Consider the following 15,350-nt stretch of genomic DNA (forward strand, 5'->3'; position numbering starts at 1 on the left):
TTATTGCCTGTGTCGAATATCATCAAACCGAGCGCGACTTATGAGCAAGCCATTGCCATTGATAACGCGCGTCTGGGCAAATCGTTTAAAGTAATTGCTTATGCAGGCACAGGTAAAACCACCACACTGCAAATGATTAGCGATGCCATGCCACAAAGATGTGGCATGTATTTAGCGTTCAACAAAGCCATTGCCAGCGAAGCGCAAACGAAGTTTCATGGCAATGTCGACTGCCGAACCTTCCACTCGCTTGCTTTTCGCAGTGTTCCACGTGGAGTGACGGACAAACTTCGTCTGCCTCGTTTAAGTCCGAGTTTTATTGCCAAAGAATATCGCCTAGAACCGATTACCTTAAGACGGATGATGGGTGGACGTTATGAAAAATATGTATTGATGCCATCACGCTTGGCCAGCCTTGTGGCGAATGCCGTGAGTCACTTCTGCTCAACCAGTTCTCAGTACCCAGCACCGCGACATTTACAAGCACCGAGCTGGTTACATCCCGATGATATCGATTCACTACAAAAGCACCTCTACCCTGCCATTGAACGTCGTTGGTTAGAGTCCATCGATCCCAACCATCAAGCTGGGATTGGTCACGATATTTATTTAAAACTGTGGGCGTTGTCTGAACCCAATATCCCAAGTGACTATGTGTTGTTTGATGAAGCACAAGATGCCGATCCGCTGATGTTGGGCATCTTACTGAAGCAGCGTAATACACAAGTGATCTATGTCGGAGATGCACACCAACAGATTTATGCATGGCGCGGCGCAGTCAATGCTATGCAACAACTGCCTTTGCCTGAGTCACGCCTCACCACCTCATTCCGTTTTGGTGAAGAAATTGCATTGCATGCCAATGCCATTTTAGGCGCCTTGAATGAAACCGTACCGCTCATGGGCAACCCTCTACTCAACTCCAAAGTGGTCAACAAACCTCATACCAAAATGCGCGATGCGATTTTATGTCGCACCAATGCGCGCGCTATGGAACTGTTGCTCTCAGGATTGGTCCATGGCGACAAAGTCAGCTTACAAGCCGACCATGTCAAACTGAACCGCTTTGTCGATGCCGCAGCGATGCTTAAACAAGGTAAGCGCGTCACCGATGTGCCTGAACTGGCCTGGTTTAATTCTTGGCATGATGTACATGAATACTGCGAAACCAATGACGGTAGTGACATCAAACCTTTAGTAAAATTGGTAGATGATCATGGCACCGATCCACTCAAAAAAGCCCTCGCGAAGATTACGCCGATTGAACAAGCGGATTATATTATTTCCACTGCACACAAAGCCAAGGGCTTAGAGTGGAATCGCGTTCACATCGAAGATGATTATCAGTTTAAGGTCAACGACAAAGACCATAAAATTAGTGATGAAGAGTTAAGACTGCTTTACGTGGCCTGTACACGTGCTAAAGTAAGTTTAAATATCCATCACATTTACGACCTGATGCAACAGCTAAAAAAACAAATGCCAAGCTCATTACGTAAAGTTGTTGGATAGTCGAATGTAAAAATAGTCACAACCGCTGCGGGTGTTCTATGAAAATTCAATCGATTCACCTGAAACACATCCTGCATTTTGCTGACCTTAAAGTCGATTTTTCTTATCACGATAAACCCGTCACTTTAATTTTAGGAGATCAAGCCTCAGGCAAGACCTCGATCTTACGTTTTAGCTATCAGGCTCTAACTTGGTTTGCGGCCCGTTATAAAGATTTACGCTCTGCAGGTGTGGTGATGTTAGATCACGACATTATGCTGAACCGCCTTCAGTCCAAAATTGATATTCAAGTTGCTGTGCCCGCTGAGCTGTATGCTCTCAAACCTACGGCAACCGATACTGCGACCGAACCCTATGCATGGCAACTCTACAAAACCTTAAACCAACAAGGCATTGGCATCAGTCGAGTTGAAACATTAGAACTCGAACAACTGGTGAACTTATATCAGCAGGCAACGCTACAAGATCCGCTGCAAGGTTTACCGTTGATTGCGTATTATCCTGCGGAACGTTTTGTCAATGAGATGAATATTCTCAGCAAGAACAATCCCCTGATTTTCCAACATGCACATGCCTATGAAATTTCAGCTATTCCCTATACCACCTTTGCGCGCTTCTTTGAGTGGTTTCGTGAAATCAGCGATATTGAAAATGCGCAAACTGCACAGTTTTTACAAACGATATTGCATCAGCCCAAAAGCATGCCACCCGATATTCCCTTAAGCTATAAACTGGCTCAGGCTCAAGCACACATCCAGTCGCCCAGCCTACAAGCGCTTAAGCAAGCGTTAGCAACCGTTCTGCCCGAAATAGAAGATCTTTATCTGCAATATCATCCCAAGTTACAACTGATGGTGCGCTACCATGGCAACAGCATGCTCTATCAACAGCTGTCCAATAGTATTCGCAACTGGGTGGCGCTCGTTGGCGATATTGTGCGGCGTTTATGCCTACTCAACCCTGAAAGCCTGTTCCCTTGTTTAGAAGGTGACGGCGTACTGTTGATTGATGCAATTGATCATCACTTGGATCAAAATATGGCGCAAGTCATTTTAAAACGTTTAAATCAGGCTTTTCCTCGACTACAAATTATCGCCTCAGGCAACCGAAGTGAGTTGCTGGAACAAGCCAGCGAGTTTCAATGCCTCAAACTGGAAAATAAGCAATTAAGTCCTATCCAACTCGAACCACTGCAACATCAGTTCGATGTGATTTACCAAAACCTTGCCAATTATGAAGCGATGAGTGGAAGCACCGAACCGATTGCGGCTGAACCCCAAGATTTAAGTGTGGCTGAATTATTCACACAGATTCAACAGCAACTCTCTTCCGAACAGCAACAGCATTTGATTACTTTACTCAGTGCTGAAGATGATGCTTCATCGGCAAATCCATTAACTTAGCCTGCTTCATCAGCATCACTCTTTCAACCCTCAAAAACAGGCGACCAATGGTCGCTTTTTTACATTTCTTGCACTGAGAAAGTACCTGCCATCCACCAAGAAACAACCATCACGCGTATAATGTTTTGCGTCAGCGCAAAAAAGATTGATGTTGTTTTAGTCATGTTATATGATCGGTTTTACTTGCAAATTTCTAACTGAAATCGGATTTTGCTATAACGCTTCATGAGTTGCGCAACACAACTTCATTATTTTTAAATTTCACATTGGCTTTCAAGATTGAGACTCTTGGGCTGCTCTTTGCAGTCCTGTAATCCTTGAAAGATGAGATTCACCAATAGGTTTTGACCTATTCACGACAATGGAAACGAGTGTGCTACCGATTATTATATTGTTACCGTTAATACTTGGCACAACCCTTGTCTCATTACTGAAGCAGAGCTCACGCAGGCTAACCGCCTTCGCAGCTGTTGGGGTCAGTATGACAAGTTTAGGCTTATTACTGACCCAAGCACGAGAGGTGTTTAATGGCGCTGTCATTATGCAGTCGTGGTCATGGTTGCCGCAGCTTGGAATTGACTTCAGCTTCCGTCTAGACGCATTAGGCCTTCTCTTTGCCTTACTCATTAGTGGCATCGGGACGCTCATTTATATTTATGCCTATTTTTATTTAGGCCCAAAAAATTCTCTCAACAAACTCTATCTACTGCTCATGTTGTTCATGGCAGCCATGCTCGGAATTTCACTCTCCAATAATTTAATTTTACTCCTCGTTTTTTGGGAGTTGACCAGTATCTCCTCTTTCCTATTGGTCGGTTATTGGAGCAATTACGACGCGGCACAACGTGGCTCACGCATGGCATTGACCATTACGGGTATGGGCGGATTAGCCATGCTAGGTGGTTTCATCTTGCTCGGCCAAATCACAGGTACCTACGAGATTGATCAAATCTTGACGATGACAGCGCAGATTCAAAGTCATGCTTTATTTGTTCCTACGTTGCTGCTGATTTTACTCGGTGCTTTTACCAAAAGTGCGCAATTTCCATTCCATTTTTGGTTACCCAACGCGATGGCAGCCCCGACCCCCGTGTCTGCTTATTTACACTCAGCAACCATGGTAAAAGCGGGTATTTTCTTGGTGGCACGACTGTTACCAATTTTTGCAGGTGCGGCACTGTTCCATAATTTGGTCACCTTTATTGGCCTATTTACCCTCTGTATGGCTGCATTTTTTGCCATCTTTAAAGAAGACCTGAAAGGTTTATTGGCCTATTCAACCATCAGCCATCTCGGCTTGATCATGTGTCTATTGGGAATCGGATCACCATTGGCTGTGGCTGCGGCTATTTTCCATATTATTAACCATGCCACCTTTAAAGCAGCGCTGTTCATGATCGCAGGTATTATCGATCATGAGTCAGGCACACGTGATTTACGCAAGCTTAGTGGGTTATGGCAACTGTTGCCTTATACAGCCACTTTGACGATGGTCACTGCAGCATCGATGGCTGGCGTGCCCTTGACCAATGGTTTCTTATCTAAAGAAATGTTCTTTACTGAGCTGCTTAGCAATCTGTCTGGTCCTGTGCTCATCTGCTCCGCGATTGTCGCGACACTGGCGGGGATTTTTGCAGTGGCTTACTCCGTGCGTTTGGTGCATGGGGTTTTCTTCGATGGCCCAGTGGGCAAACAAGTTCCGAACAAAGATGCACATGAGCCACCGTTTGGCATGCGTGCACCCGCTACTTTACTGGCGATTCTGTGTATTTTAGTCGGCTTATTCCCTGCCCTTTTGGTTGAAAACATCGTCAACAGTACAGCACGCGCCAGCACCCAAGTGATGGACTTTGAAGGTGCACATCTTGCCCTATGGCATGGTTTTAACATGCCTTTATTGATGAGCGTGATTGCGTCGATTGGCGGTCTGATTTTCTATTTCAGTCTAGCGAAGGGTGGCAAAATTCGAGAAATTGATCTCGATCCATATTTAGGTCGTCTACAAGGTCGAGTTGCCTTTGACTTATTCTTGAAGTCACTCCTGCTCAACTCGCGCAAATTTAAACGATTGACTGAAAACGGTAAATTACAAAGCTATATTCTTTGGATTGTGATCTTCAGTATTGCCATAGTCTCACTTCCATTTTTAGGACAAGGGCTAACCACAGGTACCCGTGAACTCACCCATGCCCCTGCTTTAGCGGTCGTACTATGGCTACTGTTATTCTCTTCGTGCTGGATGATGTTGTGGTTCCACCACGAACGGATTAAAGCAGTATTGATCAGTGGCGCGATTGGTTTAGTCGTGACTATGGTCTTTATCTGCTTCTCTGCACCTGATTTGGCTTTGACACAAATCACCGTCGATGTGGTCACCACCGTACTGTTATTGATGAGTTTATCACTTTTACCACAACTCACTCCCTATGAGTCGAGTGTCTCACGCCGTTGGCGAGATGCCCTGATTGCGATTGGCGGCGGGCTCGGCATTGCATGGATCACATGGCTCATCTTGACCCGTGATCACAACTCCATTTCATGGTTCTTCATGCAGCAGTCGATTCCATTAGGCGGCGGTACCAACGTGGTCAACGTGATTTTGGTCGATTTCCGTGGTTTCGATACCTTCGGTGAAATTACAGTCCTCGGCATTGCAGGCATTGGCGCGCTGTGCCTAATGGATGGTATGCGTACCCACGGCACGACTATGACCCAAGGTCTCAGTTACCGTTTTAATCCATCGCCATTGATGCTTCGTATTACTGCATCTTGGATTTTACCGATTGCCTTGGTGGTCAGTCTGTATATCTTCCTGCGTGGACACAATCTGCCTGGGGGCGGGTTTATCGCGGGTCTAATTACCGCTTTGGCCTTAATTATTCAGTACATGGCACTCGGTCAAGATCATGCAGAACAACTGCTCAAAGCCAAGTCTGGTCGTTTGTATGAAATCTGGATTGGAACAGGTCTAGTCATTGCAGGATTAACAGGCTTAGGCGCATGGTTCTGGGGACGTCCCTTCCTCACCAGTGCACACTTTTATGTGTCGCCACCGATCTTAGGCGAAATGCACCTAGCAACAGCTGCACTGTTCGATGTCGGGGTTTATATCACGGTCGTAGGTGCAACCATGCTACTTATTTCAGTACTTGGGGACTCGCGTCACTCTAGTATGTCTGGTCCAGTACCAAAGGGGGATTAATATGATTAGTTTAGAACTGTTACTTGCCTCCGCTATTGGTCTGTTGACTGCCACAGGCATCTATCTGATTTTGCGTGCCCGTACCTTCCCTGTGGTACTTGGCTTGGCCATGATTGGTTATGCCGTCAATTTATTTTTATTTGCCATGGGGCGACTTCAACTTAATGCACCCGCAGTACTCACTGAAGCCAGCAAAGCCACTGACCCTTTGCCACAAGCCTTGGTGTTAACCGCGATTGTGATTGGCTTTGCCACCACGGCGTTTATTGTACAACTGGCTTTACGCAGTCGTTATGAAACAGGAACCGACCACGTTGACTCTAAAGAAGAAATACCACAAATTGACCCACGTGAGGATGAGCCATAATGAATGACTTCATCCAATTTTGGACCGAACACACCCCAATTTTTAGTATTTTAATTCCTGCCATTACCGCCTTTATTTTGGTGTTATTGGGTAATCCGGGATCAGGTTCTTTAGCACAAGACTGGCGACAACCTTGGCGTCGAGGCATCAGTTATACCTCAGGCCTGTTGGGTTTATTTACAGCGGTCAACTATCTGATCTTTGCCAGCTCTGGGCAAATCAGTGTTTATAACCTGAGTGAATGGGCTGCACCATTTGGTATTGTTTTGGTCCTCGACCAACTGTCTGCCCTGATGCTGGTTTTAACCTACGGTTTGGCAGTTCCAGTGATGTGGTTCGCCAGTAAAGAATGGGATGAACGTGGCCGTTATTTCCATGCCATGTGCCATTTCCTACTGATGGGTTTAACCGGTGCCTTCCTGACAGGCGACTTATTTAACCTGTTCGTATTCTTTGAAATTTTGTTGATGGCCTCTTATGTTTTGTTACTGCATGGCCAAGGCAAAGCACGTTTTCAACTCGGCATTCACTATGTCACCATTAACCTGTTGGCATCAGCTCTGTTTCTGATTGGTCTGGGCATGATTTACGGCAGCGTCGGCAGCCTCAATATGGCGGATGTTGCACGTTTGATGCCATTGTTAGAAGGCGATCAACATCGTATTGCTGTTGCTGGTGGACTGTTGTTGTTTACAGTCTTTGGCATTAAAGCAGCCATGCTACCTGTCGGTTTTTGGCTACCGAAAACCTATGCGGTCGCGACCACTCCTGTAGCGGCTCTGTTCACCATCATGACCAAAGTCGGTATTTATGCCATTTTACGTGTTAATGGTACCGTATTTGACGATGCGATTAGCCGTGAGATTCTGCAATACATTCTATTGCCGATTGGTTTAATTACCTCAGTCTATGGTGTGATTGGCGCGATGGGTGCGGAACGCTTACGTCGTTTCATTGGCTTTATGATTTTGTCTTCTGTCGGCACGATTTTAATCGCCATTTCCCTGTTCAATACCTTGGCATGGGCAGCGGCACTGTATTATTTGGTGCACAGTACCATTATTGCGGCAGCTTTCTATATTTTAAGTGGTTGGATTACCTCTCAACGTGGTGAGTTTAAAGACCACTTTAAAATTGCACCGCAAATGAAACAGCATAAGGTGGTGGCGTTAACCTATTTCACCATTGCCTTGATGATGGCAGGTTTACCACCCTTTAGTGGCTTCTTAGGCAAAGTGTTTATTCTTCAAGCCACCGCACACTCACCGTATCAATTGCTGATTATTGTGACCGTTTTAGTGGTGAGTTTATTAAGTATTATTGCGTTTACACGTGTGGGTTTCGTGATTTTTTGGCGCGCAACTAAACCAGAAGACAACCCTGATGAAGCTGCTTATGCCGCGTACCAAGCTTTGCCTGAACAAGCACCGAAGCGCAATGACAAAACCATCTATCTCTTGTTGGTCGGTTTAATCGCTTATATGGTGTTTGCAGGTCCAATTCAAAAGTACACTTACCAAACGGCTGAGCAAATCCAAAATAATGTGCTCTATGAACAGACTTTACTCAAAACTGATGAGCATGGGCAAACCATTAGCGTACAACCTTTCGACAGTGAAAATTTACCCGAGACCAAATATGGTGGCGAACGCGTAGATCCGAATGCACATTTGATTCCATATTTAATTTCAGAGGAAACACTGGAAGGCGAACATATTTCCGAATACAAAAAACGCCAAATGCAACAGCAACAACAGGCTGAAGTGAATCCCGATGCTGAAAGCCTACAACCCATGGTGGAGCCTTAAACATGAAAAAAACGTCGTTTTTGGAGCGTTGGTTACCCCACCCTTTTGTCTCGGTGATTGTTGCGCTGAGCTGGGTGATGTTGGCACATAGTGTCGATGCAGCCAGCTTAGTGATGGCATTTTTACTGGCTATTTTTATTCCGCGTCTGATCAGACCATTCATTACGTATACTCCAAATATTGAATGGAAAGCGGCGGTGAAACTATTTTTTGTGGTGTTATACGACATTGTGATGTCGAATATTCAAGTGGCTAAATTGGTCCTCGGCCCAATTGATCGTCTACAACCCAAATGGTTTCGCGTTCCGCTGGAAACACAACATGAGGAAGTAAACACCTTACTGGCGATGATTATTACCACTACACCAGGCACTGTTTCAGCAGGCATCGATCAAGATCGCGGGGACATTTTAGTTCACGCCCTCAGCACCGATGATGAAAATGCCGAGATTGAAAATATCAAAGCGCGTTATGAAAAACCGTTGATGCAAATTTTTGGTGTCGAAGCAGGAGACAAAGCATGACTATTTTGCCTTATGCCCTCGGGATTTGTTTAATCGCCGTCACCATTTCAATGTTGCTGTGCTTAATTCGCTTAATCATCGGCCCATCGATTGTAGACCGACTCTTAGCACTCGATACACTCTTTTTAAATGCAATCTGCCTCATTATTATTTTAGGCATTTACTGGGCCAGCACTTCATTATTTGAAGGTGCTCTTTTGGTTGCGATGCTCGGCTTTGTCTCTACAGCCGCTTTAGCACGCTACTTCACCTCAGGTCATGTGATTGACTAGGAGCAAGATCGATGCAACTTACGATGGAAATTTTAGTCTCCATTTTTCTCATGATCGGCACTTTCTTCATGCTGGTCGGAGGAATTGGAATGGTGCGCCTGCCCGATTTATTCATGCGCCTGCATGCCCCAACCAAGTCCAGTACCTTAGGCTTAGGGAGCTTCTTGATCGCGGCAATGATCTATTCTGCATTTCAAGGACGCTTTGGTTTTGCTGAGCTGTTATTAACGCTGTTTGCCTTCTTAACTGCACCTGTATCGGCAAATTTGATGGCGCAAGCGGCGCTACATTTGCGCTTACGCTCGCTGAGCGGTGACGTTCCAGAAGCACTCAACCGTCCACTTCCTTGGCAACGTACTCGTCGCAGAGCTTTTAGCAATAAGCATGAAGACACTGAACATCGTCTTTAAATGCTTGTGTCCTTAAAGATATAAAAATAAATACATTTCTAGCGCTTCAGCACTGACATGGTGGTGTTGCGCTAATTTGAACATTGTAATAACGATAATGTTCTAACGTATTAGATGGTGTCGCATCCATTACATTGACCAACACAGGTGGACTGATCAAGCTAATTGATACTCAATCCACTCAATAATTAAAATGAGCAAAGTGTCCCGCTAGTAAATCATTGCCCATATCAATCCAGTCCACAGCAACTTAATGATCAAAATAATCCCTAAAAGCTCAACCCTCTACTCCCCTATCATAATCCTATGCAATATCTTTCAAGTCTTAATCTAGCTTCAGCCATTACTCCGCATAAAAAAAAGCCACCCGAAGGTGGCTTTTTGATTCAGTTAGACTGAATTATTCATCATCTTTGTTTGCTTCGTCAGCGGGTAAATCCTTTACTGCTTCAGCAATCAGGCCAAACATATAGTTACCATATGCATTGGTTTTATCGTAATGGAAACGCAAACGCGGTGTAATACGTGTCTTAATACGACGGCCGAGTTCGTGACGCAAGAAACCAGATGCTTTGTTCAGCACATCTAGGGTTTCTTTATTGGCTGCTTCACTTTGCTCATCGCCAAGCTCACGGCCCATCACAGTCACATATACTTCAGCATAACCTAAGTCCGGACTGACCTTCACCGCAGAGATGGTCACGAGACCACCTAAGCGTGGATCTTTCAACTCTTGACGAATCAGTTCAGACAACTCACGTTGTACTGTATCCGCCATGCGCTTAAGACGTTGACTACCCGCCATTAAAGACTCCGTTTGATCAGTTGAACATCATAGACTTCGATCTTGTCTTTTTCTTTGATGTCTTTATAACCTTTCACCGCAAGACCACATTCCATACCTGCGCGAACTTCTTCAACCACTTCTTTATAGCGACGAAGTGACTCAAGCTCACCTTGGAACACCACCACATCATCACGAAGGACACGAATTGGTTTATTACGGTGTAACATACCCTCAAGTACCATACAGCCTGCTGCTGCACCAAACTTACTTGAGTGGAACACTTCACGTACTTCAGCCACACCCAGAATTGTTTCACGGTGTTCAGGCGCAAGCTTACCACTCATCGCTGCTTTCACATCATCAATCAATTGATAAATGATTGAGTAGTAACGAATGTCGATGCCATCAGCATCCGCTTTTTGACGCGCTGCGTTATCCGCACGTACGTTAAAGCCAAGAAGTACCGCTTCAGAAGATTCAGCTAGTGTTACGTCAGATTCAGTGATCGCACCAACACCTGAGCCAATAACACGGACTTTAACTTCGTCTGTTGCAAGGTCAGCAAGAGCAACGTGTAATGCTTCCAATGTACCACGTACATCAGTTTTCAATACCACATTGACGATAGGCACATCTTTCTTGCCCATAGACGCCATGATATTTTCAAGACGCATTGCGCTTTGACGCTCAAGACGTTTTTGACGTTCACGATCCATACGTGCATCGGCAACTTCACGTGCTTTCTTCTCGTCATTCACAACAAGAACTTCATCACCCGCCATTGGCGCTTCAGGTAGACCTAAAATTTCAACCGGAATTGAAGGACCTGCAGATTGAATACGTTTACCGTTTTCATCTGTCATGGCACGTACGCGACCGTAAGATGCACCCGCAAGAACCAGGTCACCTACTTTCAATGTACCGTTTTGAACAAGGATAGACGTTACCGCACCACGGCTGTTGTCTACACGTGCTTCAATCACGACACCTTGAGCAGCACCTTCTTCAGATGCTTTCAACTCAAGTAATTCAGCTTGGATTGAAATAATATCTAGAAGCTCATCAATACCTTGACCTGTATGTGCTGAAACCATTGCAACAGGAACGTCACCACCCCATTGTTCAGGCACGATTTCTTTCACAGTCAATTCATTCAATACGCGATCTGGATCAGCAGATTCTTTATCCATCTTGTTGATTGCAACAATAATTGGCGTACCTGCAGCACGTGCGTGATCAATCGCTTCAGCTGTTTGTGGCATTACACCATCATCTGCTGCAACAACCAATACCACGATGTCTGTCGATTTCGCACCACGTGAACGCATTGCAGTAAATGCTGCGTGTCCCGGAGTATCTAAGAATGTGATAATGCCTTTATCCGTCGTAACATGATACGCACCGATGTGCTGAGTGATACCACCCGCTTCACCAGCTGCCACTTTTGAACGACGAATGCGGTCAAGTAACGATGTCTTACCATGGTCAACGTGCCCCATGATGGTCACAACAGGAGGACGAGTCGTTTGAGCGCCACGTGCTTCTTCTGCTGCTTCCAGTAAGTTATCTTCAGCTTGCGTATCTGATACAAGAACTGGGTTATGGCCCATTTCTTCTACGATTAATGCCGCAATTTCTTGATCAATCGCTTGGTTCTGAGTGACAAGCTCACCCATTTTCATGAGTGACTTAATTACTTCACGTACCTTAACTGCCATTTTTGCAGCCAAGTCAGCAACCACAATGGTTGAACCAATTTCAACATCATAAACTTGCTTTTTAACCGGTTTTTCAAAACCATGCTTGTTTGCAGAGCTTGTTTTTAAACCACGTTTATGCGAGTTATCACGGAAAGATTGCTCTTCACCACGACGACCACCTTTCTTCGGTGCGCGTGTAGCTGGCGTATTGGTACCACGTTTGATTTCGCGGTCTTCTTTCGCAAATGAGTCTTCATATGCTTGACCAACCAGGCCCGCAGCAAGTGGAGAATCATCCACTACACGAATGGTCGCAGTTGCATCTTCGTTTGAATACTTAGATGCCATTTGACGCATTTGTTCAAGTGTACGTTGCTGCGCTTCTTCAGCTGCCTTACGACGTGCTGCTTCTTCAGTCGCTTTTAATTGAGCGGCTTGAGCTTCACGTGCTTTTTTCTGTTCAGGTGTTTCAACAACTTTAACTTGTGCTTTAACCACAGGCTTATTGTTTGATTTACGCTTCACAACTACCGCAGCTTTTGCTACTTCTTGCTTCGTCGTTTCTTGCTTTGCAGCAGCACGCATCGCTTCAAAGTTTGCAGCCGCTTTATTTACTACTGGAGTTTCAGCTTTTGGTTCAACCATAGCTTGAACGTTCGCACGAGCCTGTTGCTCAGCTTGCGCTTTTGCCAAAGCTTCCGCTTTAATTTGTTCTGGATCTGGCTTGGTAAATGTATGTTTCTTGCGAACTTCTACATTAATCGTTTTTGCCTTACCTGAGGTACTCGCTACTTTAGCGGTACTGGTCGTTTTACGTTTCAACGTGATTTTTCCTGCCTGACCATCGTCTTGACCATGAATTTTCTTCAAATGGTGCACGAGGGCATCTTGTTGTTCAGTAGAGATTATATCGTCCGATTTACGCTGTGGTAAACCAGCATCACGAACCTGCTCTAGGAGCTTCTCAACAGGGCGGTTCACACTGAGAGCTAACTCTTGTATCGTCTTATCCGTCATGTAGATCTCCTAGTTAAACCATGATTCGCGCGCTTTCATAATAAGTTGACCCGCTTTCTCTGTACCCAGACCTTCAATATCAGCAATATCGTCAGTCGCTTGGTCAGCCAAGTCATCAATTGTGATGACACCACGTGCTGCAAGTGCATAAGCAATCTCTTGCGTCATCCCTTCCATTGCAACGAGTTCCGCGCTTGGATCTTGGATGTTTTCTTGCTGCTGTAATGCATCAGCCAATGCAACTTCTTTGGCACGACTTTGAAGTAATTCAACAACTTCAGCATCTAGCTCGATTTCGTCAAATGTTTCAGCTGGAACATAAGCAATCTCTTCTAAAGAAGTAAAGCCCATTTCAACCAATGCCATTGCCAAATCTTCTTCAATATCTAGACGCGATACAAATAGGTCTAAGTATTGTTGTGCTTCATTTTGCTGACGAGCATGATACTCATCTTCAAGCATCATGTTGAGTTTGTAGCCTGTAAGTTCAGAGGCTAAACGTACGTTTTGACCTTGTGAACCAATCGCACGCGCCAATTGATCGCTAGTTGCGAAAATAATGTCCGCTGTACGTTCTTCTTCATCAATCACAATACCCGATACATCTGCTGGCTCTAAAGCACTTGCAATGTACTGTGCAGGATCATCAGACCATACAACAACATCAATACGCTCACCGTTCAACTCTTGCTGAACTGCTTGGATACGTGTACCACGCATACCAATACATGCACCCACTGGATCAATACGATGATCATTGGTTTTCACAGCAATTTTAGCACGAACGCCAGGTTGACGCGCTGCCGCTTTAATCTCAATGATTTCTTCAGAAATTTCAGGAATTTCTTTCTTCATCAAAGCGATGAGCATTTCAGGCTTGGCACGTGACAATTGTAGTTGTGCACCACGACCTTCACGATTTACGTTAAACAAAATCGCATTTACACGTTGTTTCGGACGCAAAATTTCTTTTGCAATCATTTCTTCACGTGCAAGATACGCTTCTGCGTTATCGCCAAGGTCAATGATAAAGCCATCTTTCGTTTGCTTTTTCACTTCACCGTAGATCAACTCACCCACTTTAGACTCGTAGGCATCTGCAATCAACGCACGTTCCGCTTCGCGAATCTTTTGGACAATCACTTGTTTTGCAATTTGCGCCGCAATACGACCGAAGTCAATTGAAGGCACTTCAAGCTCACGAATATCACCAATCGACCATTGTGCAGGATCAACATCTGAAATCGCATCTTGACATGCTGGCATCTCATGATCTTCATCCGCAACCACTTCCCATTGACGGAAAGTGCTGTATTCGCCCGTTTTACGATCAATCTCTACACGAAGCTGAGCTTCTTCAGAGTTTGTTCCTTCGTAAAATTTCTTTTTAGTCGCAGCAACAAGCGCTTGTTCTAAGGCTTCGAAAATCGCTTCACGAGGTACACCTTTTTCATTACTAACCGTTTCAACTACGGTAAGAATTTCACGTGCCATAAGCCACCTATTCGTTCAGATTCTTATTTATTAAATGAATTAATCTTGATAGACCAAATTGGCTTTATCAATATTATTACTATCGATTTCAAGCACCTGTTGCTTTTCCACTTCGACTTGAATCATTTCAGCTTCAAGATCTACAGCAACCAATTTAGCTTGGAATTTACGACGGTTATCGACCGCACTGATCAAACGGAAAGCGATCTGTTGACCAATATATGCAGGTAATTGTTCAAGTTGGAAAAATGGACGATCCCAACCCGGAGATGACACTTCAAGTGCATATTCACCTGAAATTGGATCATGGACATCCATCATTGCGCCGACTTGCTGGGTCACGCGTACACAGTCTTGTACGCCGATGCCACGGCCCTGCTCTTCTTCACCATCTTCATTGATGATGGGTTCTGCATTTTCATCGACAGCTTTGTCGATATAAATGCGCAATAAAGAACGTTTTCCTTGAGGAAGGAATTCAATCCCCCAAAGATCAACACCACAGGCTTGCACTGCAGGAGCAATTAAGTCTTGGAGTGCTTGAGTTTTATTTGATAGCTTCATTTACTCTCGTCATTTTTGTGCGATTCAATGGCCGAAACAGACCACTACAAGCCAATACAAACTATAGTAGTAGTGGAACATGACACTTTGACTTTCACCGTATCCGGCTCACATCGACACTACACGATAGCCAATAAAAAAGGGCGTAATCGCCCCAATTATTGCACAGAAAATTAATATCCACTGTGCAAAAAGGCCCACCTTGTTGTGAGCCTCTTTTTAGAAACTTGGTAGCGGGAGCTGGATTTGAACCAACGACCTTCGGGTTATGAGCCCGACGAGCTACCAGA

General features: G+C 44.9%; 12 protein-coding genes. 8 read left to right on the forward strand and 4 right to left on the reverse strand.

The window, feature by feature from the left end; translation table 11 throughout:
• Positions 1-9: 9 nt before the first annotated feature.
• The 8 genes from PTT44_RS04615 to PTT44_RS04650 all read left to right on the forward strand — a co-directional run bounded on the left by PTT44_RS04615 (position 10) and on the right by PTT44_RS04650 (position 9,498).
• A complete protein-coding gene (locus PTT44_RS04615; protein ID WP_168159354.1) occupies positions 10-1,512 on the forward strand; it encodes a 3'-5' exonuclease in 1,503 nt (500 codons plus the stop codon).
• A gap of 38 nt (positions 1,513-1,550) precedes the next feature.
• Positions 1,551-2,915, forward strand: a complete 1,365-nt coding sequence (locus PTT44_RS04620) for an ATP-binding protein (RefSeq protein WP_168159355.1) — start codon at positions 1,551-1,553, stop codon at positions 2,913-2,915.
• Between the two features lie 361 nt (positions 2,916-3,276).
• Positions 3,277-6,117 (forward strand): monovalent cation/H+ antiporter subunit A, encoded by a 2,841-nt coding sequence (locus PTT44_RS04625; RefSeq protein ID WP_168159356.1) that lies wholly within the window; start codon positions 3,277-3,279, stop codon positions 6,115-6,117.
• A 1-nt stretch (position 6,118) separates the two neighbouring features.
• A complete protein-coding gene (locus tag PTT44_RS04630) occupies positions 6,119-6,484 on the forward strand; it encodes a Na+/H+ antiporter subunit C (protein ID WP_004692695.1) in 366 nt (121 codons plus the stop codon).
• Positions 6,484-8,292 carry a monovalent cation/H+ antiporter subunit D gene (locus PTT44_RS04635; protein ID WP_114836918.1) on the forward strand — a complete coding sequence of 603 codons (1,809 nt, stop codon included), beginning with the start codon at positions 6,484-6,486 and terminating at the stop codon, positions 8,290-8,292. Before PTT44_RS04630 ends, PTT44_RS04635 begins: the two co-directional genes overlap by 1 nt.
• A 2-nt stretch (positions 8,293-8,294) precedes the next feature.
• A complete protein-coding gene (locus PTT44_RS04640) occupies positions 8,295-8,816 on the forward strand; it encodes a Na+/H+ antiporter subunit E (protein WP_004692699.1) in 522 nt (173 codons plus the stop codon).
• Positions 8,813-9,088, forward strand: coding sequence for a monovalent cation/H+ antiporter subunit F (locus PTT44_RS04645; RefSeq protein WP_004692700.1), 276 nt, complete (start codon positions 8,813-8,815; stop codon positions 9,086-9,088). Before PTT44_RS04640 ends, PTT44_RS04645 begins: the two co-directional genes overlap by 4 nt.
• A gap of 11 nt (positions 9,089-9,099) precedes the next feature.
• Positions 9,100-9,498 carry a Na+/H+ antiporter subunit G gene (locus PTT44_RS04650; RefSeq protein WP_004692702.1) on the forward strand — a complete coding sequence of 133 codons (399 nt, stop codon included), beginning with the start codon at positions 9,100-9,102 and terminating at the stop codon, positions 9,496-9,498.
• Positions 9,499-9,898: 400 nt separating this feature from the next.
• Here PTT44_RS04650 and PTT44_RS04655 read toward each other — a convergent pair whose 3' ends face one another.
• From PTT44_RS04655 to rimP, 4 genes are read right to left on the reverse strand one after another with little or no spacing between them, the layout of a single operon-like run.
• On the reverse strand, positions 9,899-10,303 hold the full coding sequence (locus tag PTT44_RS04655) for a ribosome-binding factor A (RefSeq protein WP_004978763.1): 405 nt from the start codon (positions 10,301-10,303) through the stop codon (positions 9,899-9,901).
• A complete protein-coding gene (gene infB, locus PTT44_RS04660) occupies positions 10,303-13,002 on the reverse strand; it encodes a translation initiation factor IF-2 (protein ID WP_010325772.1) in 2,700 nt (899 codons plus the stop codon). Before infB ends, PTT44_RS04655 begins: the two co-directional genes overlap by 1 nt.
• 9 nt (positions 13,003-13,011) lie before the next feature.
• Positions 13,012-14,496 carry a transcription termination factor NusA gene (nusA, locus tag PTT44_RS04665; protein ID WP_004692706.1) on the reverse strand — a complete coding sequence of 495 codons (1,485 nt, stop codon included), beginning with the start codon at positions 14,494-14,496 and terminating at the stop codon, positions 13,012-13,014.
• Between the two features lie 39 nt (positions 14,497-14,535).
• Complete coding sequence (rimP, locus tag PTT44_RS04670; RefSeq protein ID WP_004692708.1) at positions 14,536-15,060, reverse strand: ribosome maturation factor RimP; 525 nt, start codon at positions 15,058-15,060, stop codon at positions 14,536-14,538.
• Between the last annotated feature and the right edge of the window lie 290 nt (positions 15,061-15,350).

Origin of the sequence: Acinetobacter sp. Gutcm_16 (assembly GCF_028649355.1) — a bacterium.
Classification (GTDB): domain Bacteria; phylum Pseudomonadota; class Gammaproteobacteria; order Pseudomonadales; family Moraxellaceae; genus Acinetobacter; species Acinetobacter johnsonii.